At 67.9% G+C, this 24,760-nt stretch carries 17 protein-coding genes and 1 pseudogene; 12 read left to right on the top strand and 6 right to left on the bottom strand.

The annotated features are described in order from the left end of the window. The first annotated feature begins 135 nt into the window (after positions 1-135). The 5 genes from PSEK12I1_RS0118375 (at position 136) to PSEK12I1_RS0118355 (ending at position 5,326) form a co-directional block, all read left to right on the top strand. Positions 136-2,280, top strand: a complete 2,145-nt coding sequence (locus tag PSEK12I1_RS0118375) for a polysaccharide biosynthesis tyrosine autokinase (protein ID WP_027602521.1) — start codon at positions 136-138, stop codon at positions 2,278-2,280. Between the two features lie 111 nt (positions 2,281-2,391). Then, a complete protein-coding gene (locus tag PSEK12I1_RS0118370; protein ID WP_027602520.1) occupies positions 2,392-3,618 on the top strand; it encodes a SpoIIE family protein phosphatase in 1,227 nt (408 codons plus the stop codon). 5 nt (positions 3,619-3,623) lie between these two features. Further along, the gene (locus PSEK12I1_RS0118365) at positions 3,624-4,187 is read left to right on the top strand and encodes a SiaB family protein kinase (protein WP_007159604.1); all 564 of its coding nucleotides are present in this window, start codon (positions 3,624-3,626) and stop codon (positions 4,185-4,187) included. A gap of 18 nt (positions 4,188-4,205) precedes the next feature. Beyond that, on the top strand, positions 4,206-4,595 hold the full coding sequence (locus PSEK12I1_RS0118360; protein ID WP_027597148.1) for a DUF1987 domain-containing protein: 390 nt from the start codon (positions 4,206-4,208) through the stop codon (positions 4,593-4,595). After that, positions 4,592-5,326 carry a GGDEF domain-containing protein gene (locus PSEK12I1_RS0118355; RefSeq protein ID WP_027602519.1) on the top strand — a complete coding sequence of 245 codons (735 nt, stop codon included), beginning with the start codon at positions 4,592-4,594 and terminating at the stop codon, positions 5,324-5,326. Before PSEK12I1_RS0118360 ends, PSEK12I1_RS0118355 begins: the two co-directional genes overlap by 4 nt. A gap of 87 nt (positions 5,327-5,413) precedes the next feature. On the opposite strand, the gene PSEK12I1_RS0118350 is transcribed toward PSEK12I1_RS0118355, so the two are convergent. Beyond that, on the bottom strand, positions 5,414-7,048 hold the full coding sequence (locus PSEK12I1_RS0118350) for a glucan biosynthesis protein D (RefSeq protein ID WP_027602518.1): 1,635 nt from the start codon (positions 7,046-7,048) through the stop codon (positions 5,414-5,416). A gap of 231 nt (positions 7,049-7,279) precedes the next feature. Here PSEK12I1_RS0118350 and PSEK12I1_RS0118345 point away from each other — a divergent pair, with 231 nt between their 5' ends. Further along, entirely contained in the window at positions 7,280-7,663 is a 384-nt protein-coding gene (locus tag PSEK12I1_RS0118345; protein WP_027597151.1) for a glyoxalase superfamily protein, read from the top strand. Between the two features lie 258 nt (positions 7,664-7,921). On the opposite strand, the gene PSEK12I1_RS0118340 is transcribed toward PSEK12I1_RS0118345, so the two are convergent. Together PSEK12I1_RS0118340 and PSEK12I1_RS0118335 are read right to left on the bottom strand one after the other, a co-directional pair. After that, a complete protein-coding gene (locus PSEK12I1_RS0118340; protein ID WP_027602516.1) occupies positions 7,922-10,195 on the bottom strand; it encodes an ATP-dependent DNA helicase in 2,274 nt (757 codons plus the stop codon). Continuing rightward, positions 10,192-11,853 (bottom strand): VRR-NUC domain-containing protein, encoded by a 1,662-nt coding sequence (locus PSEK12I1_RS0118335; protein ID WP_027602515.1) that lies wholly within the window; start codon positions 11,851-11,853, stop codon positions 10,192-10,194. Before PSEK12I1_RS0118335 ends, PSEK12I1_RS0118340 begins: the two co-directional genes overlap by 4 nt. 182 nt (positions 11,854-12,035) lie before the next feature. On the opposite strand from PSEK12I1_RS0118335, the gene PSEK12I1_RS0118330 reads away from it, so the two are divergent. From PSEK12I1_RS0118330 to PSEK12I1_RS0118320, 3 genes are all read left to right on the top strand, one after another. After that, positions 12,036-13,313 (top strand): glucarate dehydratase family protein, encoded by a 1,278-nt coding sequence (locus tag PSEK12I1_RS0118330; protein WP_027602514.1) that lies wholly within the window; start codon positions 12,036-12,038, stop codon positions 13,311-13,313. Between the two features lie 148 nt (positions 13,314-13,461). After that, positions 13,462-15,741 carry a beta-glucosidase BglX gene (bglX, locus tag PSEK12I1_RS0118325; RefSeq protein WP_027602513.1) on the top strand — a complete coding sequence of 760 codons (2,280 nt, stop codon included), beginning with the start codon at positions 13,462-13,464 and terminating at the stop codon, positions 15,739-15,741. Between the two features lie 376 nt (positions 15,742-16,117). Next, positions 16,118-17,056: a LysR family transcriptional regulator gene (locus PSEK12I1_RS0118320; protein ID WP_027602512.1), complete on the top strand. Its 939-nt coding sequence runs from the start codon at positions 16,118-16,120 to the stop codon at positions 17,054-17,056. Between the two features lie 13 nt (positions 17,057-17,069). On the opposite strand, the gene dld is transcribed toward PSEK12I1_RS0118320, so the two are convergent. From dld to PSEK12I1_RS0118305, 3 genes are all read right to left on the bottom strand, one after another. Next, a complete protein-coding gene (gene dld / locus PSEK12I1_RS23955; protein ID WP_028700308.1) occupies positions 17,070-18,839 on the bottom strand; it encodes a D-lactate dehydrogenase in 1,770 nt (589 codons plus the stop codon). Between the two features lie 79 nt (positions 18,840-18,918). Further along, the gene (locus tag PSEK12I1_RS0118310) at positions 18,919-20,262 is read right to left on the bottom strand and encodes an MFS transporter (protein ID WP_027602511.1); all 1,344 of its coding nucleotides are present in this window, start codon (positions 20,260-20,262) and stop codon (positions 18,919-18,921) included. Between the two features lie 160 nt (positions 20,263-20,422). Further along, a complete protein-coding gene (locus tag PSEK12I1_RS0118305) occupies positions 20,423-21,559 on the bottom strand; it encodes an iron-containing alcohol dehydrogenase (RefSeq protein WP_027602510.1) in 1,137 nt (378 codons plus the stop codon). A 215-nt stretch (positions 21,560-21,774) separates the two neighbouring features. Between PSEK12I1_RS0118305 and PSEK12I1_RS0118300 the strand changes: the two genes are divergently transcribed. The 3 genes and pseudogenes from PSEK12I1_RS0118300 to PSEK12I1_RS25405 all read left to right on the top strand — a co-directional run bounded on the left by PSEK12I1_RS0118300 (position 21,775) and on the right by PSEK12I1_RS25405 (position 24,723). Next, positions 21,775-22,524, top strand: a complete 750-nt coding sequence (locus tag PSEK12I1_RS0118300; protein WP_027602509.1) for a carbon-nitrogen hydrolase family protein — start codon at positions 21,775-21,777, stop codon at positions 22,522-22,524. Positions 22,525-22,722: 198 nt separating this feature from the next. After that, positions 22,723-23,862, top strand: a pseudogene (locus PSEK12I1_RS25410) (cache domain-containing protein); the annotation flags it as partial. A 153-nt stretch (positions 23,863-24,015) separates the two neighbouring features. After that, complete coding sequence (locus PSEK12I1_RS25405; protein WP_371099745.1) at positions 24,016-24,723, top strand: methyl-accepting chemotaxis protein; 708 nt, start codon at positions 24,016-24,018, stop codon at positions 24,721-24,723. Positions 24,724-24,760: the final 37 nt, after the last annotated feature.

Below are 24,760 nucleotides of genomic sequence, written 5' to 3'. Positions count from 1 at the left end.
CAGCGCCTGGCGTTCCCAGCTGTGCCCTGCCTGGTGTGATGATTTCGACCCCCGGTTCGCCGCGCGCTGCCCTCTCGCCAGCGTGTGGCTGCGACGGCTGTCCTTTCTCGTACCTGCCCCAAGGCCCGCTCCTGCATGGACAAGTCGCATCAGACGCTCCCCGCCGCCACCCAGGCCGCGGACATAGGTTTCGCCCGTTACTGCGCCGCGCTCTGGCGCCATCGCCGCAGCCTGCTCGTCTGCATCGTCCTCTGCACCCTGCTGGGCGTGGCCTATGCGCAACTGGCCGCGCCGCGCTATCAGGCGGTGGCGACGGTGCAGATCGAATACCAGCGCGGCATCGTGCGGCTGGACGAAGCCGACAACGGCCGACCGCTGCCGCCGCCGGAAGCCATCACCGAGATGCAGCTGCTCACCTCGCGGCGGGTGGTCGGCGAGGTGGTGGACGCCGAGGGCCTGGACCTGAGCGTCACCCCGCGGCGCCTGCCGCTGCTGGGCGACTGGCTGGCGCGCCGCCACGAACGCGCGGGCACCGGGGTGGCCCCGCCGCTGTTCGGCCTCGCGCGCTTCGCCTGGGGCGGCGAACAGCTGACCATCGCCAGGCTGAGCGTGCCCGATGCCCTCTATGGCCAGCCACTGACCCTCACCGCCGAGGCCCCGGATCGCTTCCTGCTGAGCGATGCCCAGGGCAAGCGCCTGCTGGAAGGTCGGCTGGGCCAGCCGGCCAGCGCCGGCGAGCTGCAGCTGGACATCGCCCAGCTGCACGCCTATCCGGGCACCGAATTCATCCTCCTCAAGCAACGCCGCGGTGTGGCCATCCAGGCGCTGCAGGAGCGGCTGATGGTCAGCGAGCGCGGCAAGCGCTCGGGCATCCTCTCGATCCAGCTGCAGGACACCGACCCGCAGCGGGCGCAACGCATCCTGCGCGGCATCACCGAGGCCTATGTACGCCAGGACGTGACCCGCAACGCCGACGAATCCACCCAGCAACTGGCCTTCCTGCGCCAGGAGTTGCCGCGGGTGAATCAGCGCCTGGCCGACGGCCGCCAGGCGCTGGACCGCTATCAGCGCCGCCAGGGCTCCATCGCCATCGGCGAAGAGGGACGCAGCCTGCTGCGCCAGGCGGTGGACCTCGATGGCCAGCTGTCGGCCCTGGAGATGGAGCGTCTCGGACTGGCACTGCGCTTCACCACCACCCACCCGCTGTACCAGACCCTGCTGGCGCGCCGCCAGGTGCTCAACGGCGAGCGCCAGGCCGTGCAGCAGCGCCTGGCCAAGCTGCCCCAGACCCAGCAGGAGGTCCTGCGCCTGCAGCGCGACGTCGAGGCGGCGGACAAGCTCTATGCGCTGATGAGCAAGCGCATCCAGGAATTGTCGGTGGTGCGCGCCGGCACGGTGAGCGATGTGCGCATCATCGACAGCGCCTATACCCAGATCGCCCCGGTCTATCCCAAGAAGCCCCTGCTGATCCTTAGCGCCCTGCTCTTCGGCTGCCTGGCCGGGATGGCCTGGGTCTATCTGCGCGCCAGCCTGGAGCGCGGCATCGAAGACGCCGAGGGCCTGGAAAACCTGGGCCTGCCGGTGCTGGCGCAATTGCCGCTTGCGCCGAGCCGCCAACTCGGCGGCCCGCTGCAGACCTCACTCGACAGCGGCTACCAGGAGGCCCTGCGGATCCTGCGCACCAGCCTGGCCTTCGCCCGCACCGAGGCGCGCAACGACCTGCTGCTCATCACCAGCGCCAGCCCCGGCGCCGGCAAGTCCTCGGTGGCCATGCAACTGGCGCGGGTGCTGGCCGAAGGCGGGACGCGGGTGCTGCTGGTGGATGCCGACCTGCGGCGCGGACGCCTGCACCGGCGCCTGCAACTGGCCCGCCGCCCGGGTCTGGCCGAGGTGCTGGCGGGGCTGGCGACGCCCGAGCAGGCGATCCAGGCCTCGGCGATCCCCGGCCTGGATTGCCTGGTGGGCGGCGTCCGCCCGCCCAATCCGGCCGAATTGCTGATGAGTGCGCGCTGTACCGAGCTGCTGCGCGGCCTGCAGCAGGACTACGAACTGGTCATCCTCGACACCCCGCCGGTGCTGGCGGTGACCGATGCGGTGCTGCTCGCCGCCCAGGCCGGCACCTGCCTGCTGGTGTCACGCCATGGCTGCAACACCGCCAAGGAAATCGAGGCCACCCAGCGCCAGTTCGCCCACAGCGGTCTGGTGCTCCAGGGTGCGGTGCTCAACGCCGTGCCGCCCCCACCGTTCACCCGCGCCGCCCTGGGGGTCCTGACCGGCTGACGCCCACCTGGCCAGGCCCGGCGCTATGCTGGCGCCTGGCCAGCTCCTGTCATCAAAGCTCAACACGGAGCGCCTAGGCTGCATCGACCTCCCGAGAACGGATTCGTATCGATGTCGTCCGCTCCCCTGCCCTCCGCGCGTGCCGCCTCCCGCCCCAGCCAACGCTGCGCCCTCGACCTCTGCACCCAGTGGCCCGCCGTCGAGGCCGAGCACACCAACGCCATGGTCATGGACCTGTTCAACGAACGTCGCGAGATCACCAGTCTCGCGGTAGTCGAGCACGACCGCCCGATCGGCCTGATCAACCGCGACATCTTTCTCTCGCAGATGAGCAAGCCGTATCACCGCGAAGTCTACGATCGCAAGAGCTGCATCGCCTTCATGGACAAGGAGCCGCTGGTGGTGGATGCCGGTCTGTCCATCGAGGAGCTGACCCGGCGCACCGTCGAGGTGGGCGAAAAGGCCCTGGCCGATGGCTTCATCGTCACCCGCGAAGGGCGCTTCGCCGGGCTCGGCCTGGGCGTGCAGCTGATGCGCATCGTCTCGGACCTGCAGGCCGAGAAGAATCGCCAGATCATGCACAGCATCGAATACGCCAGCGTCATCCAGCGCGCCATGCTGCGCAGCTCGCGCGAAGCCCTGGCGGTGATGGAACAGGACGCCACCCTGGTCTGGCAGCCGCGCGACGTGGTCGGTGGCGACTTCTATCACTTCGCCCAGCACGCAGACGGCTGGTTCGGTGCCATCGCCGACTGCACCGGCCACGGTGTGCCCGGCGCCTTCATGACCCTGATCGCCTCGGCGTCCCTGACCCAGGCCCTGCAACAGCTGGGACCGCGCGATCCCTCGGCGTTGCTCTCGGCGATCAACGCCAGCGTCAAGGCCATGCTGGGGCAGTCCGGCGGCATCTCCGAATCCAACGACGGCCTGGACCTGGCCTGCTTCTGGGTGGACAGAGGCAGTCACAGCCTGACCTACGCCGGCGCCCGCATGCCGCTCCACCTGCTGGCGCCCGACGCCGCGGACGTCCTGACCCTGGCGCCGCTGCGCCTGGGGATCGGCTACGCCGACAGCCCGCTCGACCAGTGCTGGCCGGCCACCACCCTGCCGTTGCCGCCGGGCAGCCTGCTGTTCGCCACCACCGATGGCCTGATCGACCAGATCGGCGGCCCGCGGCGCACCTCCTTTGGCAAGCGCCGCGCCCTGAGCCGGCTGAGCGAATCGCGTGCGCTGCCCACCGCGGCCTTCTGTGAGCAACTCAGCGCGGACCTCGCCCACTGGCAAGGCGACGAACTGCGTCGCGACGACCTCACCTTCCTTTGCATCCGCGTGGCCTGACCGACATGACCGCCTCCTTTCCCGCGAACGGCGCCTTTCTCGACATCGCCCAGCAGCAGCACGTGATCTTCTATCACCGCGGTTATTTCTCCCATGGCATCGTCGCCGCCATGGCCGAAGTGGTGAAGCTGCAACTGGAATTCGAAGGCATCAGCGGCGCCACCCGGCGCAAGCTGTTTTCTTCCTTCATCGAATTGTCACAGAACGTCCTGCATTATTCCGCCGATGCCCTGCCGCCGGACGCCCTGGCGGACACCAAGCTGGGCCAGGGCTCGGTCTGTATCACCCGCCAGGACGGCAACTACCAGATGCTCTGCGCCAACCCCATCGCCAGCGACAAGGTCGACGCCCTGCGCGAGCGGCTCGAGCCGCTGTGCAGCATGTCGCTGGAACAGATCAAGCAGGCCTATCGCGAATCCCTGCGCGCCGAGACCCCGGCCGACAGCAAGGGCGCCGGTCTCGGCTTCCTGACCATGGCGCGCGACGCCAGCGCGCCTCTGGAATTCGCCTTCCATCCCTCGACGCAGACGCCGGGCACCACCCTGTTCTGCCTGAAAGCCATCATCTGACAGGGACCTCCACCTCGTATGGACACCATGTTCATCGCTCCCACCGCCACCTCTCCGGAGGTGGACTTCCGTTTCGCCGAGGACGAACTCTGGCTCAAGGGCGAATCCTTTCCGGAAAACGCCGCGGCCTTCTATCTGCCGGTAATCGAGTCGCTGCGGGCCTACCTCGACCAGCGTCGGGACGCCTGCATCCGGGTGCACGTGGCCCTGGCCTACTTCAACAGCTCCAGCACCAAGATGCTGTTCACCCTGTTCGACGCCCTGGACCAGGCGGCCCAGGCCGGCAACCGGGTGGAGCTGCACTGGTATTACGATGCCGAGGACGAGACCATCCAGGAATTCGGCGAAGAACTGCGGCTGGACTTCCAGGCGCTGACGTTCATCGAGCATCCCGAGCTGCCGGCATGACCGCCAGCGTCAGGCGCTGCAGCCCGGCCGAGGCGGGCCCCGACCTGTTCGAGCAGGAAGCCGGGGTGCTGCAAGCGGCGCGCGCCCTCTATGGGGCCGACGACGCCGATGCCGAGCGCTACCGAGCCGCCCTGGGCGACCTGACGCTGCACTTCGAACGCCTGATGCGCGAGACCCGCCGGCTGATCGCCCGCAGCGATCGCGCCGAACGCGAGATGAATGCCCTCAACCAGCAATTGCAGACCCTCAGCCAGCAGCTGGAGTACCGCGCCACCCACGACGCCCTCACCGGGATGCTCAATCGCGGCGCGGTGATCGACCAGGCCGGCCAGGCCCTGCGGCAACGGGGTGGGGCCATGATCGTGCTGGACATCGACCACTTCAAACGCATCAACGACGAGTTCGGCCATCCCGCCGGCGATCGGGTGATCCAGGCCATCGCCCGCTGCCTGCAGGAGCTGGTCCAGGCGCCGGCCATCGTCGGTCGGGTGGGTGGCGAGGAATTCACCGTGCTGCTGCCGACCCTGGCGCGGGACGAGGCCCTGGCCATGACCGAACGCCTGCGTCTGCGCATCGCCCGGGAGGCGACCGGACCGGCGCCGGTGACGGCCAGCTTCGGCCTCAGCCTCAACCTGCCGGGGACCGACTTCGAGCTTGCCTACGGCCTGGCCGACGCGGCGCTCTACCGGGCCAAGCGCGCGGGGCGCAACCAGGTGGTGCTGGCCGACTGACCACCGCGACCAGTCAGCCCCAAGCCCTTCTTCCGGGCACAAAAAAGCCGCTGCGCCGGGGAGGCACAGCGGCTTTTTGCTGACCGCTTAGGACTGCTTCCAGTCCGGATAGCGGCGCTTATCGGCAGCTGGCGGGAAGTACTGGTACAGCCAGGTTTCGCTCAAGGCGCGATCCTGGGTGCGGATGAAGGCACGCATCTGCACCGGATCGGCCTTGTCGCTGGTGGGGTACCAGTCGAAGATCACCCGGTAGCCGCCGATCTCGTCGATCTTGAGCACGTGGAAATCCTGCACCTTGCCGTCGGTGACGGTGACCACCGGCTCGATGCCGGTACCCTCGGGCAGGAACGACAGGCCGCCGCCATTGAAATCGATGGCGAAGCGCCGCGCCCAGACCTTGGGCCAGTGCTCACCGGGCGCCCAGCCCTCGGGGAAGCCGCCGATGCCGGAACGGGTGGCATAGACCCGCGCCAGCGGCGTGCTCACCGGCGGCAGCGCACTCCAGTGCAGCTTGTAGCCATAGTGCAGCGACTTGCCGGCGGTGATGGTCTCGGCCGGCGCCCAGAAGGCCACGATGTTGTCCAGGGTCTCGCCGGTGGTGGGGATCTCCAGCAACTGGATGGCACCCTCGCCCCAGGCGGAGGTGGGTTCGACCCACAGACTCGGCCGGCGGTCGTAGCGGACCATGACGTCCTGGTAGCTTTCGAATTCGTGGTCGGTCTGCACCAGGCCGAAGCCCTTGGGACTGTCGTCCTTGAAGGCGTTGAACTGCAGCTTGGGCGGATTGTTCAGCGGACGGCAGATCCACTCGCCGTTGCCCTTCCACATGGCCAGGCGGTCGGAGTCGTGGATCTGCGGGTGGTAGGTGTTGCAGGTCTGCCGCTCGTGGGTGCCGCAGCCGAACATGCTGGTCATGGGCGCGATGCCCAGTTGCTTGATGTCGCGGCGGGCGTTGACGTTGGCGTCCACGTCCATCACCACGCGGTCGTTCAGGCAGTCGATGTCGAAGCGATAGGCGCCGGTGGCGCTGGGCGAATCCAGCAGCGCATAGACCACGAAGCGGGTGCTGTTCTTGTTCGGGGTGACGAACCAGAACTTGGTGAAATCGGGGAATTCCTCGGGCCGATCGGCATAGGTGTCGATGGCCAGACCGCGGGCCGAGAGGCCGTACTGGCGGGTCTTGTCCACGGCGCGGAAGTAGCTGGCGCCAAGGAAGGAGACGATGTCGTACTGGGCCAGGTGCGGCGCCTTGAACAGCTTGAAGCCGGCGAAGCCCAGGTCGCCCTTGAGCTGGCTCTTGTCGACGCCGCTGTCGTTGTAGTTGAACAGCTCGGGGCGGAAGTGGACTTCCTTGGCCTCGTTGGTCTTGGGGTCCACCGAGAACATCCGCACCGGGGTCTTGAAGCCCATGCCGACGTGGAAGAACTGCACGTCCAGCTGGCCCTTGAGGTCGTGCCAGAGCGAATGCTTGGCATCGTAGCCGATGGCGTTGAACTGCTGCGGCGTCATGTTCGCCAGGGTGTCGGGCAGTTTCTGGGCGGTGGGCTGGTAGGCCTGGCCGGCCAGCTCCTTGGCGTGCTGCTTGAGCCAGTCGAAATCGAAGGCCTGGCCATCGCCATTGGCCGGATTGGCAAAGGCCTGGAGGGCGAACAGCCCGGTGGAGGGAATGCCGGTGTAGGCCGCCAGGGCCAGGGACGCTTTGAGCAGGTGTCTACGCTGCATGGATCAACCTTGGTCACTAAGGATGAAAGATTCGGCCCAGCCGAACCGCCAGAAAGGAAAAAGAATGCACGATACCCGGATAGGTTCGCCATCGCACCGGTGAACTGCAGCCTAGCGCACGCTCTGGCCTGCCAGAGGGGTTACCAAAGCTTTCCGGATCACAGTTCCGGTTGCCGGGCCGCCCGGAAAGGGCATCATCGACCTTCCCTTGCCGCTTCCCTGGAGATCCTCATGGCCGCTGCCGCCATCGCCTTCGGGCCACCCAGCCCCATCCTGCGCATCTTCGATGACGAAAAGGCGCGTGAATTCTACTGCCACTTCCTAGGTTTCCGCCTGGTCTGGGAACACCGCTTCGAACCGGGGCTGCCGCTGTACGCGGAAGTCGAGCGCGCCGGCCTGCGCCTGCATCTCTCCGGCCACCACGGCGATGCCTGCCCCGGCTCGACGGTCTTCGTCCGCCTGACCGGCATCCGCGCCTTCCAGGCCGAATTGCTGGCCAGGGACTACGGCTTCGCCCGCCCGGGTATCGAGGAATTGCCCTGGGGCCTGGTGATGGAGATCGCCGATCCCTTCGGTAACAGGCTGAGGTTTTGCGAGGAGACGCCGGAGGCCTAAGCAACGGCTGGACGGTGATCGCGGCCATGGGCCGCTCCTACAGGCTCGATGACGGAGATGACCGCCTGCGCGGATGGCTCCCTCTCCCCTCGGGAGAGCGTTGGGGTGAGGGCGCCCTCGCCACGAAGTCCTCAGTGGAAAAGGCTGCGCCGTTTTCCACGCTACGGCTCTACACCTGGTGCGCCCCTATAACGGCTAAGACAGTTGCTCCTACGGGCTCGATGTAATCGTAGGAGCGGCCCATGGCCGCGATAGTCTTCAAGCCGGCGCAGGTTCGCCCGTGTGCACCGCGCCCTCCTCCACCTGCCACCAGCTCGGCAGCAGCGCCCTGACCTCGGGCTGGGTGAATCTGTCGTCGATGAGATAGAGGCAGCCGCGGTCCTGCACGGTGCGGATCACCCGGCCGGCGGCCTGGATGACCTTTTGCAACCCAGGATAGAGGTAGGCATAGCGATAGCCGTCGCCGAAGCGCCGTTGCAGGCGCTGGCGCAGCTGTTCGTTGACCGGATTGAGCTGGGGCAGGCCCAGGGTGGCGACGAAGGCGCCGATCAGGCGGTCGCCGGGCAGGTCGATGCCCTCGCCAAAGCTGCCGCCGAGCACGGCGAAGCCGATGCCGCGGCCGTCGGCCTGGAAACGCTCGAGAAACGCCTGGCGGGCGGCTTCGTCCATGCCGCGGGACTGGCGCCACTGGGGCACGTCGGGCGCCAGCTCGGCCAGCGCCTCGGCCACCTGGTCGAGGTAGTCGAAGCTGCTGAAGAAGGCCAGGTAGTTGCCCGGGCGCTGGCGATAGCGACTGGCGATCAGGGCGGCGATGGGCGCGCGGGAGGCGGCGCGGTCGGCGTAGCGGGTGGACAGCCGCACCAGGCGCACCTCCAGCTGCTCGGCGGCGAAGGGCGAGGCGACGTCGACCCAGGCGCTGCCGGCCGGGACCCCGAGCAGGTCGCGGTGGAAATGCTGGGGAATCAGGGTGGCGGAGAACAGGGTGCAGCTGTGCGCCGCCGCCAGCCGCGGACCGACGAAGGGCGCCGGCACCAGGTTGCGCAGGTTGAGTTGCGACTGCGCCTTGCCGCGACCCTTGAGCAGGGTGACATCGAACAGCGAGTGATCGCCAAAGGTCTCGCCCAGGCGCATGAACTGCAGCAGGTCGAAGAACAGCGTCTGCAACTCCGGGGCCGGCGGCTGCCCGGATTCGCCGAAGTGCTCGGTGAGCAGACCCACCACCCGTTGCAGGGCGGTCAGGAAGGCGGCGGGCAAGTCCGGCTGCACCTGGTAGTCGACCTGCTGCTCCTTGTGCAGGCGATTCCATTCGCGATTGAGCGCCTGCAGGCCCTTGGCGATGGCCGGTGGCGCTACCGTCTTGCCCGCCGCCAGGCGGCGCTGGTCGAGGCTGGCGCTGTACATCCCACGGGCGCGGTCGAGCAGGTTGTGGGCTTCGTCCACCAGCACCCCGACCCGCCACTCCTGGGTCTGGACCAGGGCGTGGAGCATGGCGCTGCCGTCGAAGTAATAGTTGTAGTCGCCCACCACCACGTCGCTCCAGCGCGCCAGTTCCTGGGCCAGGTAATAGGGGCAGACCTCATGGGCCAGGGCCGTCTCCCGCACCCGCGCCCGGGTCAACTGCGTGGGTTCGGCCAGGGCGGCGGCGCGGGCTGCCGGCAGGCGGTCATAGAAGCCGCGGGCCAGCGGGCAGGACTCGCCATGGCAGGCCAGCGCCGGGTGCTCGCAGGCCTTGTCCCGCGCCACCAGTTCCAGCACCCGCACCGGCGCGGCCAGGGACTCCAGGCCATGCAGGGCCAGGGCGCGGCCAGGGGTCTTGGCGGCGAGGAAGAACAGTCGGTCCAGGTTCTGCCGCGGCATGGCCTTGAGCAGCGGGAACAGGGTGCCCACCGTCTTGCCGATACCGGTGGGCGCCTGGGCCAGCAGGCAGCAGCCGACGCTGGCGGCCTTGTAGACGGCTTCCGCCAGGGGCCGCTGGCCGTGGCGAAAGTCGGGATGGGGAAAGGCCAGGGTCGCCAGCGCCGCATCCCGCGTGGCGCGATGGGCCAGCTCCTGGCGCGCCCAGGCGAGAAAGCGCGAACACTGGAGTTCGAAATGCGCGGCCAGGTCCGCCGCCGTCCACTGCTCGGTGAAGACGGTCTCGGCACCCGTGCCGATGTCGAAATAGACCAGCGCCAGGGTCAGCTCAGGCAGCTCGCGGCTCTGGCAGAGCAGATGGCCATAGACCTTGGCCTGGGCCCAGTGCAGGTGGCGATGGTTGCCTGGCTGGCGCTCCAGACTGCCCCTGTGGGTCTTGATCTCCTCCAGGCGCTGGGCTGCGGCGTCGAAGCCGTCGGCACGGCCGCGCACCTGCAGGTCTTCGAAGTCGCCCTGCAGACTGACCTCGCGCTCATAGCCGGGGCCGCGCCGGGCGGCCACCCGCTGGTGGCCCTCGATGCCTTCCAGGGCGGTGGGCGACGGGGTGAATCTGAGATCCAGATCGCCGGCCTTGGCGGTGAATTCGCAGAGGGCGCGAACGGCGATGCGATAGCTCATGCGGAGGTCGCGGCCACCTGCCACTGCACGTGGCAGACGCTGACCGGGATGTCATGGGCAGCGAAGAAGTCCAGCCAGCGGCGCTGGTTGTCCTGCAGACGGTCGCCCGGGCCCTTGACCTCGATCATCCGGTAGCGGCCTTCCGCCGGCCAGAACTGGATCAGGTCGGGCAAGCCGGTGCGGTTGTTTTCCGGATCCTCCAGCAGCCGTTCGAAGCACAGCCGCAGGTGCCGCGCCGGCAGGCAGGCCAGGGCCTGGTCGAGCAGGTCGCTGCCGAGGATGCCCCAGGCGACGAAGGGCGAGGCCAGGCCGCGCTTGCTGGCGAAGCGCTCGCGGATCACCGCGGGATAAGAGCCGTCGTCCAGGCGCGCCAGGCAGGCGGCGAAGGCCTCGGCCCGCCGCTCGCGAAAGCCCGGCAGACGCAGGTCGGCCGGTTCGCGCTGATAGGGGTGGAAGAAGGCGCCGGGGATGGCGAGGAAGATGGCGTCCCAGCATAGCAGCCCGAACAGGCTGGTGAGCAGGGTGTTTTCCACGTAGTGCACCGGCGCCTCGTCGCAACCCAGGTGCTCGCGCACCAGCCACTCGACCCGGCGCAGGCCGTCGTTGACCAGTTCGAAGTCGAGGCGCTCCACCGGGCTGGCCGGACGGCGCCTGTTGGGCGGGCCGCCCTGCTTGCGCACCAGCCGCGGCAGGATGCGCGCCACCTGCTGGCGTTCGGCGTCATGGGCCGGGGCGGCGACGATGGCTTCCGCCAGCGCCTGGGCAGCGGGCCAGTCCTCCAGCCGTTCGAGCATGCGCAGGGCGCGGATGCGCGATTCGGGGTGCGCCGAGGCGGCATAGAGCGCCTGGGCCTGGGCCAGTTCGCCGAGGCGTTCGTGGTGCTGCGCCAGTTCATGCAGCAGCTTGCCACGGCGCAATTCCAGCCAGGTGTTGGCGAAGCGTTCGGCCGGCAGCAGCGGCAGCAGCTCGGCGGCCGGCAGGCCATCGCGCAACGCCTGGCGGCAGCGCTGGATGTGAAGGTAGGCGTCCACCTCGTGGCGCTGGCCGAAGGCGCGGGATTCGGCGCTGAAGGCCACCGTCTCGTACTGGAAGATACCCAGATCGGCCAGCACGAAGTCGGTCCAGTCCTGGTGCAGGTTGCCAAAGAACAGCAAACGCAGGCGATCGCAGAGGTCCATCAGCGTCAGCCGCCAGACGCCCTCCGCCACCAGCTCGGGCACGGTGGCGGTCCAGCCGCTGAAGGTCAGGGGCGTGGCCTGCTCGGCTTCCAGCCGCGCCAGCCAGTCTTCCTTGCGCCCGGCCTTGGGCAGGCGATTGCCAAAGCAGCCGAGCAGCTCTTCCTTGCGCAGCAGGGCGAAGAGTTCGATCAGGTGCAATTCCGGATCGGCCAGCAGCCAGCCGAGCTCCACCAGCGGACTCGCCGCGGCGCGGGGGCAGCCGATCTCGCCATAGACCAGCTTGCTGGCACGGAACACCTCGCCCTTGCGCATCACCAGGCGCACCAGCAGCGCCCGCGAGGGCTGCGGCAGCTCGGCGAAGGCGGTGATGAAGGCCTGCTCGCGGTCGTCGAGCAGGTCGGGATAGCGCAGGGCGACCCAGTCCAGTACCCGCTGGAAGTTGTGCAGATAGTAGAAGGGATCTTCGAGCGGAGCTTTCATGCGAAAGGTGCGAATAGGGTGGCGGCTGGCTATTTATCCAGCCCCGACCGGAGCGGGCAACCCCGATGCGATATGCGGTCATCCCGCCGGGGTCATGGCACTTCTTTCGGTTGAAGATCCCGACCGGTAGTCATACGATGACTGACAAAGACCACCACAACTACAAGTCCAGGAGTCTGAGCGTGAAGATCAAACGGATCACCGTCACCCCCATCGCCTTTCGCGATGCCCCGCTGCTCAACGCCAGCGGCATCCACGAACCCTATGCGCTGAGATCCATCATCGAGGTGGAAGGCGACAACGGCCACATCGGCCTCGGCGAGAGCTATGGCGACGCCCCGGTGCTGGCGGTGTTGAAGGCCATGGAAAGCAGCCTGGTCGGCCTCTCCGCCTGGGACCTCAACGGCCTGCGCGCCCGGGTGGTGGAGACCGTCGCCGGCCTCGCCGGCGGCGTGGTGGCCGGTGCCGAACTGGCGCCTGGCTCCCATCCGAGCAAGCAGGTGGCCAACGCCTATTCCGCCTTCGAGGTGGCCTTCCTCGATCTGCAGGCGCGCTCCCTGGGCATTCCCCTGGTCGAATTGCTGGGCGGTGCGGTGCGCCGCGAGGTGCCCTTCAGCGCCTACCTGTTCCTCAAGTACGCCGAGCATATCGATGCGCCCTACCCGCCCGATCGCTGGGGCGAGGCCATCAGCCCCGAGCAGGTGGTGGCCCAGGCGGCGCGGATGATCGAGGAGAACGGCTTCCAGAGTATCAAGCTCAAGGCGGGCACCCTGCTCGGTCCGGATCACGAGGCGGCCTGCATCAAGGCCCTGCGCCTGGCCTTCCCGGAAGCGCCGCTGCGTATCGACCCCAACGGCAACTGGTCGCTGGAAACGTCGCTGCGCATCGCCGAGGTGCTGAAGGACGACCTGCAGTACTACGAGGATCCGACCCCGGGCCTGGACGGCATGGCCGAACTGCATCGGCGCACCGGCATACCCCTGGCCACCAACATGGTGGTCACCGATTTCGACGAATTCCGCCGCAGCGTGGCCCAGAACAGCGTGCAGATCGTGCTCGCCGACCACCACTACTGGGGCGGCCTCCGGGACACCCAGATCCTCGCGCGGCTGTGCGACACCTTTGGCCTGGGCGTCTCCATGCACTCCAACTCGCACCTGGGCATCAGCCTCATGGCCATGACCCACGTGGCCGCCGCGGTGCCCAACCTGGCCTATGCCTGCGACACCCACTATCCCTGGCAGGAAGAGGACGAAGAGGTCATCCGGGGCGGCAAGCTGCCGATCCGCAATGGCTGCGTGGCGATCACCGATGCGCCCGGCCTGGGCGTGGAGCTGGACCAGGACCAGCTCGCCAAGCTGCACGAGCAGTTCCTCGCCATCGACATCCGCAGCCGCGACGACGTGCGCCAGATGCGCAAGTACCAGCCGGACTGGGAAACCCGCAAGCCGCGTTTCTAGATCTTCGCCCCCCTCTCCCAGGCCCCTGACGACCGGCTCGCCCGCCGGCCGTCAACGGCTCCGCTTCCCGGCGTCGCGGCTGTACAATCCCCTCGGCACAAGGGTGCCCAAGAACAACGAGAAAGTACGCACAGGGAATTGGGGGACGATGTTGAACGCACCACGCCTCACCGCACTCATGCTCGGCCTGGGACTGGCGGTCAGCGCCACCCTCGCCCCGGCGCAGGACAGGGATCCGGCACGCGCCTACGTCGACGCCCTGCTGGCGAAGATGACCCTGGAGGAAAAGATCGGCCAGCTCAATCTGGTGAGCGTCGGGCCGGACTATCCCAAGGAAGCCATCATGGCGGACATCCGCGCCGGCAAGGTGGGCGCCATGTTCAACACCGTGACCCGCCCCGACATCCGCCAGATGCAGGACCAGGTCGCCCACAGCCGGCTGAAGATCCCGCTGTTCTATGCCTATGACGTCATCCACGGCATGCGCACCATCTTCCCCATCAACCTGGGCCTGGCCAGCACCTGGAATCTCGACGCCATCGCCACCAGCGGGCGCATCTCCGCGCTGGAAGCGGCGGCCGATGGCCTCAACCTGACCTTTTCCCCCACCGTCGACGTGACCCGCGAACCGCGCTGGGGCCGTGCCTCGGAAACCTTTGGCGAAGACACCTGGCTGACCTCGCGCATTGGCGCCACCCTGGTGCACGCCTACCAGGGCAGGGACCTGCGCGCCCCCGACAGTCTCATGGCCAGCATCAAGCACTTCGGTGGCTACGGCGCCGTGGAAGCCGGGCGTGACTACAGCAACGTCGACATGAGTCCGCAGCGACTCATGCAGGACTACCTGCCGCCCTATCGCGCCGCCGCCGAGGCCGGTGCCGGGGCGGTGATGGTGGCGCTCAACAGCATCAACGGCGTCCCGGCCACGGCCAATCGCTGGCTGCTGCAGGACCTCTTGCGCAAGGACTGGAACTACCAGGGCCTGCTGATCAGCGACCACGGCGCCATCAACGAGCTGGTGCTGCACGGGGTGGCCAAGGACACCCGCGACGCCGCCGAACAGGCGCTCAAGGCCGGCGTCGAGCTGAACATGCACGACGACGTCTACGGCAAGCAGCTGCCCGCACTGCTGGCCGCCGGCAAGGTGACTCAGGCCGAGATCGACCAGGCCGTGCGCGACATGCTCTTGACCAAGTACCGCATGGGCCTGTTCGACGATCCCTATCGCCGCCTGCAGGGCCAGGATCCGGCCGACACCAACGCCGAATCGCGGCTGCACCGCGCCGAGGCGCGTCAGGTGGCCCGCGAGAGCCTGGTGCTGCTGAAGAACGAAAAGGCCGTGCTGCCGCTGCGCAAGGGCGCCACCCTGGCGGTGGTCGGTCCGCTGGCCGACAGTCCGCGCGACGTCATGGGCAACTGGTCCGCCGCCGGCGTGGCCGCCCAGGCCGTCTCCATCCGCCGCGGCCTGGAAAACGCCGTGGCCGGTCAGGGCAAGGTGCTCTATGCCAAGGGCGCCAACCTGCTGGACGACCGCGATGTGCTGGCCTACCTGAACTCCTACGAACCGGCGGTCGCCGTGGATCCGCGCAGCGCCAGCGAACTGATCGCCGAAGCCGTGGCCACCGCGCGCCAGGCCGAGGTGGTGGTGGCCGTGGTCGGCGAATCCCAGGGCATGGCCCACGAGGCCTCCAGCCGCGCCCGCATCAGCGTGCCCGACACCCAGCGCGAGCTGATCAAGGCGCTCAAGGCCACCGGCAAGCCGCTGGTGCTGGTGCTGATGAACGGCCGCCCGCTGGCGCTGGAATGGGAGCAGGAACAGGCCAACGCCCTGCTGGAAGCCTGGTTCCCCGGCACCGAAGGCGGCAACGCCGTGGCCGATGTGCTGTTCGGCGACCACAACCCCTCCGGCAAGCTGACCATGACCTTTCCCCGTGAAGTGGGCCAGGTGCCGCTGTACTACAACCACCTGAGCAGCGGTCGCCCCTTCGATGCGGCCAAGCCGAACAAGTACACCTCGCGCTACTTCGACATCGTCAACGGTCCGCTCTACCCCTTCGGCTACGGCCTGAGCTACACCTCCTTCGAGGTCTCGGCGCCGCAGCTGTCCAGCGCCACCCTGAAGAAGGGCGATACCCTGACCGCCAGGGTCACGGTCAAGAACACCGGCAGCCGCGCCGGCGCTACCGTGGTGCAGCTCTATCTGCACGACGTGACCGCCTCCCTGGCGCGACCGGTCAAGGAGCTCAAGGGCTTCCAGAAGGTGATGCTGCAACCGGGCGAGAGTCGCGAGCTGGACTTCCCCATCACCGAGGCGGACCTGCGCTTCTACAACAACGATCTCAAGCTGGTCTCGGAACCGGGCGAGTTCAAGGTGATGGTCGGCCTGGATTCGGAGCGGGTGCGCGAGGGGAGTTTCACGCTGCTCTGAGGGGGCTCAGCCCTCACCCCAACCCTCCCCCAAGGGGAGAGGGGGTAAAAATCCTGCATTTTGATGCCGCCGCATCCCTTCATGCCCCAGCCGCCCCCTCTCCCTCCGGGAGAGGGTTGGGGTGAGGGAACGGGTGCGCGCCCTGAGTCCAACCCGTTGGGCTTCGCTGGCGCTCAACCCCACCTACGGGGCCCGTAGGTGGGGTTGAGGCGACTCCATCGCCGAAGCCCAACGAATCGAACCACGCCTCGTAGCGGCAGGCTCGCGGCCGATCGAGCCCCGCTCCTATTACAGTCCGTTATACGCAAGCAACGACTTGCTCTAGGCTAGAGCCCTCGGGATCAACCATAAGCAACCGCGGTATAACGGTCGGTCAATGAAGCAGCTCGCCAGCCTCAACGCCATCATGTCGCGCCTGCACGCCAAGCAGCTGCGCCTGCTCATCGCCCTGGCGGAAAAGGGTTCGCTGCTCAATGCCGCGGAAGGCCTGGGGCTCACCCAGCCGGGCGCCAGCAAGGCGCTCAAGGAGCTGGAGTCCGCCCTGGGAGTCGAGTTGTTCCTGCGCACCAATCGCGGCCTGCTGCCGACCCCGGCGGGCACCTGCGCCATTCGCTTCGCCCGGCTGATTCAGGCCGACCTGGACAATCTGCGCCTCGAACTCCACGCCATCGCCAGCGGCTCCGGCGGCAAGCTGGCCATCGGCACCATCATGGGCGCCGTGCCCCTGCTCACCCATGCCATCTCGCGGCTGCTGGACTTGCAGCCGCGGCTGTCCATCGAGGTGGTGGAAGACACCAGCACGACCCTGCTCGGCCTGATCGACCAGGGACGGCTGGACGCGGCCATCTGTCGCCTGTCGGTCAGCGAGCGGCCGGAAAGCTACGACGCCCTGGTCATCAAGGACGAGTCCCTCGCGGTCATCGCCCACGCCGCCCATCCGGCCGCCCAGCGAGAGCGGGTCGAGTTGCGGGATCTCTCGGACAGTCGCTGGGTGGTCTATCGAGCCAACATGCCCATGAGACGCACCCTGGAACACGAATTCTTCGAGGCGCAGCTGCCCTTTCCGCTGCACCTGATCGAGACCACCTCGGCGCTGACCACCCTTTCGCTGTTGAGCCGCAATCCCCGGCTGGTGGCCCTGGTGTCGGTCGAGGTGGCGGACTATGTCTGCCAGCATGGCCTGGTCAGCCGCCTGCCGCTGGAGCTGAGGTCGCACAGCGAGCCCTATGAGCTGGTCTCGCGGCGCAGCGCCCAGCAGAATCCGGCGTTCGCGCTGCTGGTGGAATCGCTCTACGCCATCCAGCGGGAAGACTGAGCCGTCCCGCAGCTCAGGACGTGCGACTCGTCTCCGCGGCCTCCGCCCGGGCCGCCTTCGCCACCGCGGCGATGGCATCGCCGGCATGCGTGGCGCAGCAGTCCTCCTGCCAGCGATAGCGCCGCGTCAGCTGCCCGATGCCCGGATTGAAGGCGTTGGTCGGATCGAGCTGGCGATAGTGCCGCTCCAGTTCCGGCGCCGCGGCGTAGAGGTGACCGACATTGTGCTCGGCGGGATAACGGGCGCCGCGGGCCTCCAGCAGGGCCAGCAGGCGACGCTTGAGCGCCGCGCAGTCCCGGCCCTTCTTCACCAGGTATTCCTGGTGCAGCACGTGGCAGAAGAAGTGCCCGCAATACATGGTCACCTCGATCTGCTCCGCCAGCTCCGGCGGCAGGGTCTCGAACCAGTCCTGGGTGTTGCGCGGCAGGGCGATGTCCAGGGCGAGGATGTCCTCCACGGTGTCCCGGTGCACCGCCCGGTAGCGATTCATGGCATTGCCGACCGCGAAGCGATTGAGGAAGGCGGCGTTGCCCTCCTCCGCGTCGCACTCGATGAAGTCCGCGTCGGCGCTGGGCAGCCAGGACTGCAGATAGGCGCGGGCCTCGTCGATGCCGTCTTCGCCCATCTTCAGCAGCAGATGATGCTCGAAGCGCGAGGCAAAGGCGTTGAGGCGCGCCGGCAGGTGCTCCGGCAAGGGCGCCGCCAGACGTTGCAGCAGGCGATCGCCAAGCTGGGCACCCAGGCCCAGGCGTTCGCTCAGGGCATCGAAGCGGGTCTTCCAGGCAAAGGCCTGGGGCACCCGTTGCGCACCACAGCGCTGGATGAAGAGGAACAGGTCCTTGCCGTAGGTACGACTGAGTTCGTAGGCCGTGCGGTGCATGTATTCGCCGGCGATGGGCAGCTGGGCGAAGTTGACCAGGATGTGCCGGCGGATGGCTTCCAGATCGGCGGCCCGATTGGAGCCGATGTAGAACACCCGGGTGTTGCGATCGGCGGCGAAGGTGTCCAGGCGCAGGGCGAACACGGCGATCTTGCCCGCCGAACCCGAGGCTTCGTACAGCCGCCGCGGATCGGCGTTGTAGCGCGCCGGGGTGGCCGAGGCCACGTCGCGGACATGGCGGGCGTATTCGCGATCGGAGGCCATGTCCCCGGCCGGATCCTGCACGACGCTGTCGTCGAAGCGGCCCTCGTCGAGTCGGCTGAGGATCTCCTCGGGGGTATCGCCCAAGGCCAGGCCCAGGTGATTGACCAGTTGCAGCTGCCCGGCTTCGTCGATGCGGGCGAACAGCGACAGCTGGGTGAAGGCCGGTCCGCGGCGGATCAGCGAGCCGCCGGAGTTGTTGCAGACGCCACCGGTGACGGAGGCGCCAATGCAGGTCGAGCCGATCACTGAGTGCGGCTCGCGCCCCAGGGGTTTCAGCGTCGTCTCCAGCTGGCTCAGGGTCACACCCGGCTGGGACAGCACCTGTTCGCCCTGGCGCAACAGGGCCAGGCGGGTCAGGCGCAGGGTGTTGATCAGCACCACCGGCCGGTCGTAGCCCTCGGCCACCGGGGTGGAGCCGCCGGTCAGGCCGGTGTTGGCCGCCTGGCAGATGATGATGGTGCCGGCGCTGTGGCAGCGCTGCAGCACGCGCCACATCTCCAGCAGGCTGCCGGGCCGCACCACGGCGAGCACCGCCCCGCCACCATAGCGGATGCCCAGGCGGAAGCGTCGGGTCGCCGCGTCGCCCTGCAGGACATGGCGCCGCCCGACGATGGTGTGCAACTCGCTGACCAGATCCATGACGTCCTCTTCACTGACAGGGAAAGCGGCAGCGAAGGATAGTCGCTTCCGCTCGAAAGGCGCGGCTGGCGCGGCGTGGCTACTCGGCCAGTAGCCCGGTAGTCGACGGCGCGGGCCGGCGGGTCACCCACAGCATCAGCGCCGCGCACCCCAGCAGGCAACCCCCGAGCAGCATCAGCCCGACCTGCGCCGAGCCGAACAGCGTGGTCAGCAACCCCAGCAGATAGGGCCCGGCGAAGCCGCCGAGATTGCCGAAGGAGTTGATGATGGCGATGCCGGCCGCGGCGGCGGCGCCCTGCAGAAAGGCGCCGGGCAGCCCCCAGAACAGCGCGATGGCGCTCAGGCTGCCACCCACGGCGAAGGCGACACCCAGGATCATCAGCAGCAGGTGCTGGGGAAAGGCCGCGCAGAGGATCAGGCCGATCCCGGCCAGCACCGACATCAGGGCGCCATAGGCGCGCTGGTTACCGGTACGCTGGGCCTGGCGGGTGACCCAGACCATGGTCGCCGCGCCGAACACATAGGGGATGGCGGTGATGAGGCCGATGTCCAGAACCGAGGCCACCCCGGCGTTCTTGATGATGGTCGGCACCCAGAAATTGATGCCGTAGTTGCCAAGCATCAGCAGGACGTAGATGAGCGTGAGCAGCCAGATGATGGGCAGGGCATACAGCCGCTTGAGGGCGATGCGCGGCTTTTCCGCGGCCTCCAGGGCCAGGCGCCGGGTGAGTTCGGCCTTTTCCTGCTGGTTCAGCCACCGGGCGTCCTGGATGCCGTTGTCCAGCAGCCAGAGCACCACCACCCCGACCACCACGGCCGGCACCGCCTCGATGACGAACATCCACTGCCAGCCCGCCAGCAGGCCGTTGCTGCCCATGTAGTACATGATGGCGCCGCTGAGCGGACCACCAAAGATGAAGGACACCGGATTGCCGAGGATGACGATGGCCATCATGCGGCTGTGCAGCGCCGCGGGAAACCAGTAGGTCAGGTAGAGGATGACCCCGGGAAAGAAGCCCGCCTCGCAGATGCCGAGCAGGAATCTCAGGCCATAGAAGGTCAGTTCGTGGCTGATGCCCAGCAATTGGGCGATGGGCCCGGTGAAGGCCATCAGCGACGAGACCAGGCCCCAGGTGATCATGATGCGGGCGATCCACAGCTTGGCGCCGACGCGATGCAGCATCAGGTTGCTGGGAACCTCGAAGATGAAGTAGCCGATGAAGAAGATACCAGCGCCCAGGCCATAGGCCGCATCTGACATGCCGAGGTCGCTGAGCATGGCGAGCTTGGCGAAGCCGACGTTGACCCTATCGAGATAGGCGATGATGTAACCGAGCAGCAGCAGCGGCAACACGCGCCAGGCCACCTTGCGATAGAGCGGATCGAATTGCACCGGGGATGCGGCGGTACTGGGATGGGCCATGATGTTTCGCGTCCTTTAATTGTTGTGATTGTCGCGAGGGTCTTGCAGAACGGCTGTCGGTCATCCGCAGCCCACTACCCGCCCGGATCGAGTCGAGGCGCAGGGCAGGACGGCGGATGGCACTGCAGCGGAAGGGCTTGCCGCTACACAAGCCAGGGCCTCAGAACGAGGCCTGGATCAGGTCGGCATAGTCCTCCGCCGAGGCTTCCCGGGGATTAGTCCGGTGGCTGTGATCGGCCAGGGCGCCGGTGACGATGCGCGGGATGAGTCCCCTGTCGACCCCCATCTGCGCCAGCCCCGTCGGCAGCCGCAGGGCTTCGGCCTTGTGCGCCAGCGCCTGCTCCACCGACAGCTGCGGCGGCAGTTCCATGGCCTGGGCGAGGCGTTCGAGTTTCTCGTCGCGGATCACCGATTCGGCGCTCCGGTTGAAGGCCACCACGGCCGGCAGCAGGACCGCGTTGAGGGTGCCATGGTGCAGCCGCGGATCGATGCCGCCCAGCGAGTGACTCAGGCTGTGCACGCAGCCCAGCCCCTTCTGGAAGGCCAGCGCCCCCTGCAGCGAGGCGCTGAGCATCTGGGTACGGGCTTCCAGGTTGCTGGGCTCGTTGAACGCCAGTTCCAGATGGCGCCAGGCCCGGCGCAGGCCGTCCAGGGCGATGCCCTCGGCCGGCGGATTGAAGCCGGGCGCGAGAAAGGTCTCGATGCAGTGGGCCACCGCGTCCATGCCCGTGGCGGCGGTCAGGTGCGGCGGCAGGCTGAGCGTCAGCAGCGGATCGCAGATGGCCACCCGCGGGATGACATGGGGCGAGAGGATGCCAACCTTGCGGCCATCGTCGAGAATGATGATGGCGCCGCGTCCCACCTCGCTGCCGGTGCCGGCCGTGGTCGGAATGGCCACGATGGGTACCGTCGCCGCGGTGATCCACGTCAGGCCGCCTTCGATGAGGGCGAACTGCTTCAGCGGTCCGGGATGGCGCGCGGACACGGCGATGGCCTTGGCCAGGTCGATGGGCGAACCCCCGCCGACGGCGATGATGCCGTCGCAGTCCGCATCCCGGAAACAGGCGACGCCCTCGCGGGTGGCGGCCTCGGTGGGATTGGCCGGGGTGGCGTCGAACACCTGGTAGGCGGCCAGGGGATTCTGCTCCACCAGTTGCTCGATAAGACCGGCGGCCACCACGCCCCGATCGGTGACGATCAGTGGCCGTTGGAAGCCCAGCCGGGCGTTGACGTCGGCCAGTTCGGCCGCACAGCCGGCACCGAAGCGGATCTCCGTTACATAGTTGATTATCGCCATGACCCGTCCTGTTATTCTTGAAATTGATAGACGGCCCGACTATAGCGAGGCGCCTCCCGGCCAAATACTGAGAGGTAGCGATAGCGGTATAACCAGGAGGCAACCCAGCCTGTTCAGCTAAAGCCGGCATAGCCCTGCCTCCCCTGCCGGACGCCCTCCCCATAGCGATGGCCGGGCCCGCTCTCCCGGGCGCTGCCGCTTTCCCTGGAGTCCCGATGCCCACCCCTACCCTGGCCGCCGCCCAATCCGTTTCGCTCGCCGGCGACCTCGCCGCCAATCTGCGCACCCATCTCGATTTCATCGCCGCGGCTGCCGACGTCGGGGTGGAGCTCCTGCTGTTTCCGGAACTGTCCCTGACCGGCTATGAGCCGACCCTGGCGGCGGCGCTGACGCTGGAGGGTACCGATGCGCGTCTGCGGCCCTTGCGCGAGGCCTGCCGCGTGGCCGGGCTCACGGCCGTGGTCGGGGCGCCCATCCAGGGTCTGACGGGGCTGCAGATCGGTGCGCTGATCCTTGGCGCCGATGGCAGCTGTCGCGTCCACACCAAGGAATACCTGCATCCGGGCGAGGTGCCGCCCTTCGTGCCCGGCCATGGCGGGGACTTGCTGGAGGTGCGCGAGCTGAAGGCCGCACTGGCGATCTGCGCCGACAGCAATCACGAGGCCCATGCCGATGCCGCCCGTGCCCGCGGCGCCGATCTCTATCTGGCTTCGGCGGTGATAGGTCCGACCGGCTATCCCGCCGACAGCGCGCGCCTGGCCGGCCATGCCCGACGCCTGGGCATGCCGGTGCTCCTGGCCAATCACGGCGCGCCCACCGGCGGCTATGCCTGCGTGGGCCGCAGCGCCTTCTGGCAGGCCGATGGCGGGTGCCTGGTCGCGGCGCCAGGCGACGGTCCCTGCCTGGTGATCGTCCGGCAGGTCGCCGGTGCCTGGCAGGGCGAAATCCGCACCGCGCGACCCTGATCGTCGCACGGCGCAATCCTCTGACCGGAAAGCGGCTGCCAGGTCACGCCGCGACTGGATTCGCGTCCCGGTATCCCGCGCCTCCTGCGACTAAAGGTCACACGTCAGACGCCGATAAGGCTCTGACATCCTCGTTCAGAACACCGCCAAGGATGCCTTTCGCAGCGTGAACGACGCTGTAACCGCAGGAGCGACACCATGGCCTTGAACACCATTCGGACCCGCTACACCCTGATCTTCCTCGGCTTCATCGGCGCGACCCTCGCGGCCACCGTCATCGGCATTCGCCTGTGGGTGACGCCGGATCTGGTCGCCGCCGGTGAATCCGCCGTGCTCACCCGCGTCAACGAGGTGGGCACCCGCATCTATCGCGAACTCAACCAGATCCAGGCGCAGCAGCGCGCCATCACCCAGACCGTGCCGCTGCTGGACAGCGCCGCCATCGACCGGGTGCTGCCCGGTCTGGTGGACCAGTACGGCGATGCCAAGGTGTTCGGCGGCGGCATCTGGCCGCTGCCCAACCAGCGCGAGCAGGGTCGCGACAAGTTCAGCACCTTCTATCACCGCGATGCCGGCGGAAAGCTGATCGTCAACACCCACTGGAACTCCCCCGAGTCGCTCAACTACTGGGAGCAACCCTGGTTCCAGGCTGGCCTCAAGGCTCCCGCCGGCCAGTGCGTCTGGGCGGCCGCCTACAAGGACGCCGCCAGCGCCGAGCCGCGCACCAACTGCGCCATGGCCATCCAGCGCGACGGCAAGGCCTTTGGCGTCTCGACCATCGACCTCACCCTGGGCTTCTTCAACCCCCTGGTGGACAGCCTGCGCAAGGAACTCGACGACACCGACATGATGATTGTCGAGGCCGACGGCAAGATCCTCAGCAACCTCAGCGAACTCGGCGATTCGCAGATCCTGAACAACGTCTCGGCCTATGCCACCCGTTCGCCCTTCGTCGCCGCCATCCAGCAGAACCTCGGCAAGCTCAAGGGCGAGGCCGTGGTGCGCGACACCTATGTCGACGAGCACGGCACGCCCCACACCTTCTTCCTGCGCCCGCTGGCCGGCACCCCCTGGCTGCTGGCCACGGCGCTGCCCACCTCGCTCATCGCGGCGACCAACACCGGTATCCTCAAGACCCTGGCGGCGATCCAGCTGCCGCTGGTCCTGCTGCTGGTAGGCATCATGGTGCTGGCGCTCGGCAAGCTGATGGGTCGCCTGGGCCTGCTGCAACGCAACATCGAATCCCTGTCCGCCGGCGATGCCGACCTGACCCGGCGCATCCCGGTGCACGGCCAGGACGAGGTGGATGCGGTGGCCGGCGCGGTCAACGGTTTCATCGGTTATCTGCAGCGGCTGATCGGCGAGGTGGGCGATGCCACCGACCGCATCGACACCGGTCTCAAGCAGCTGCACGGCCAGGCCCAGCAGAACGGTGCCATCCTGGCCCGCCATGCCAGCGAGACCGACCAGGCGGTAACCGCCATCACCGAGATGAGCGCCACCTCCGACTCCGTGGCGCGCAGTGCCAGCGACACCGCCACCCTCACCCAGGCCGCCAACGGCCAGGCCGAGCGTTCCCGCGCGGTGGTCCAGCAGGCCTCGGCCAGCGTGCTGGCCCTGGTGGATCAGGTGGAAGACGCCACCCTCAAGGTGCAGGCCATGCAGAGCGATGCCCAGCGCATCAACGACGTGCTCGGGGTGATCGGCGGGATTGCCGGTCAGACCAACCTGCTGGCGCTCAACGCGGCCATCGAGGCGGCCCGGGCCGGCGAACAGGGTCGCGGCTTCGCGGTGGTGGCCGACGAGGTCCGCGCCCTGGCCGGCCGTACCCAGCAGAGCACCGCCGAGATCAACGAGATGCTCAACCGGTTGCAGCAGGGGGTGAGTTCCGCGGTCGCGGCCATGGAAATGACCAAGGCCAGTTGCCAGAGCACTGCCGAGCGCACCCGCGAGGTCACCGAAGGCCTGGACGAGATGAGCGGTTCGGTGGTGCGCATCAGCGATCTCTCGACTCAGATCGCCGCAGCGGCCGAAGAGCAGAGCGTGGTGGCCGGCGAGATCAACCAGAACATGGTTGCCGTGCGCCATATCGTCGACGACCTGGTCACCAGCGGTCAGCGCACCGCCGAGAGTACCGCGGCGGTGCAATCGTCCAACGAGCAGCTGATCGCGGTAGTGCGGCGCTTCCGGGTGAGGTGACCCGAGCGCCGCAACATGAAAAAGCCGGGCACTGTGC

The sequence above is a fragment of the Pseudomonas sp. MOIL14HWK12:I1 genome (genome assembly GCF_000510705.1).
GTDB classification, from domain to species: Bacteria; Pseudomonadota; Gammaproteobacteria; order Pseudomonadales; family Pseudomonadaceae; genus Chryseomonas; species Chryseomonas oryzihabitans.
This window is presented reverse-complemented; position numbering and strand designations above follow the sequence as displayed.

Excerpts from the sequence above, each read along its gene's own strand:
- PSEK12I1_RS0118360 (WP_027597148.1), top strand. The coding sequence starts at position 4,206 with ATGGACACCATGTTCATCGCTCCCACCGCCACCTCTCCGGAGGTGGAC.
- PSEK12I1_RS0118320 (WP_027602512.1), top strand. The coding sequence starts at position 16,118 with ATGAAGCAGCTCGCCAGCCTCAACGCCATCATGTCGCGCCTGCACGCC.
- PSEK12I1_RS0118305 (WP_027602510.1), bottom strand. The coding sequence starts at position 21,559 with ATGGCGATAATCAACTATGTAACGGAGATCCGCTTCGGTGCCGGCTGT.
- bglX (WP_027602513.1), top strand. The coding sequence starts at position 13,462 with ATGTTGAACGCACCACGCCTCACCGCACTCATGCTCGGCCTGGGACTG.
- PSEK12I1_RS0118370 (WP_027602520.1), top strand. The coding sequence starts at position 2,392 with ATGTCGTCCGCTCCCCTGCCCTCCGCGCGTGCCGCCTCCCGCCCCAGC.
- PSEK12I1_RS0118300 (WP_027602509.1), top strand. The coding sequence starts at position 21,775 with ATGCCCACCCCTACCCTGGCCGCCGCCCAATCCGTTTCGCTCGCCGGC.
- PSEK12I1_RS0118345 (WP_027597151.1), top strand. The coding sequence starts at position 7,280 with ATGGCCGCTGCCGCCATCGCCTTCGGGCCACCCAGCCCCATCCTGCGC.
- PSEK12I1_RS0118355 (WP_027602519.1), top strand. The coding sequence starts at position 4,592 with ATGACCGCCAGCGTCAGGCGCTGCAGCCCGGCCGAGGCGGGCCCCGAC.
- PSEK12I1_RS0118335 (WP_027602515.1), bottom strand. The coding sequence starts at position 11,853 with ATGAAAGCTCCGCTCGAAGATCCCTTCTACTATCTGCACAACTTCCAG.
- PSEK12I1_RS25405 (WP_371099745.1), top strand. The coding sequence starts at position 24,016 with ATGAGCGCCACCTCCGACTCCGTGGCGCGCAGTGCCAGCGACACCGCC.
- dld (WP_028700308.1), bottom strand. The coding sequence starts at position 18,839 with ATGGATCTGGTCAGCGAGTTGCACACCATCGTCGGGCGGCGCCATGTC.
- PSEK12I1_RS0118340 (WP_027602516.1), bottom strand. The coding sequence starts at position 10,195 with ATGAGCTATCGCATCGCCGTTCGCGCCCTCTGCGAATTCACCGCCAAG.
- PSEK12I1_RS0118310 (WP_027602511.1), bottom strand. The coding sequence starts at position 20,262 with ATGGCCCATCCCAGTACCGCCGCATCCCCGGTGCAATTCGATCCGCTC.
- PSEK12I1_RS0118350 (WP_027602518.1), bottom strand. The coding sequence starts at position 7,048 with ATGCAGCGTAGACACCTGCTCAAAGCGTCCCTGGCCCTGGCGGCCTAC.
- PSEK12I1_RS0118365 (WP_007159604.1), top strand. The coding sequence starts at position 3,624 with ATGACCGCCTCCTTTCCCGCGAACGGCGCCTTTCTCGACATCGCCCAG.
- PSEK12I1_RS0118375 (WP_027602521.1), top strand. The coding sequence starts at position 136 with ATGGACAAGTCGCATCAGACGCTCCCCGCCGCCACCCAGGCCGCGGAC.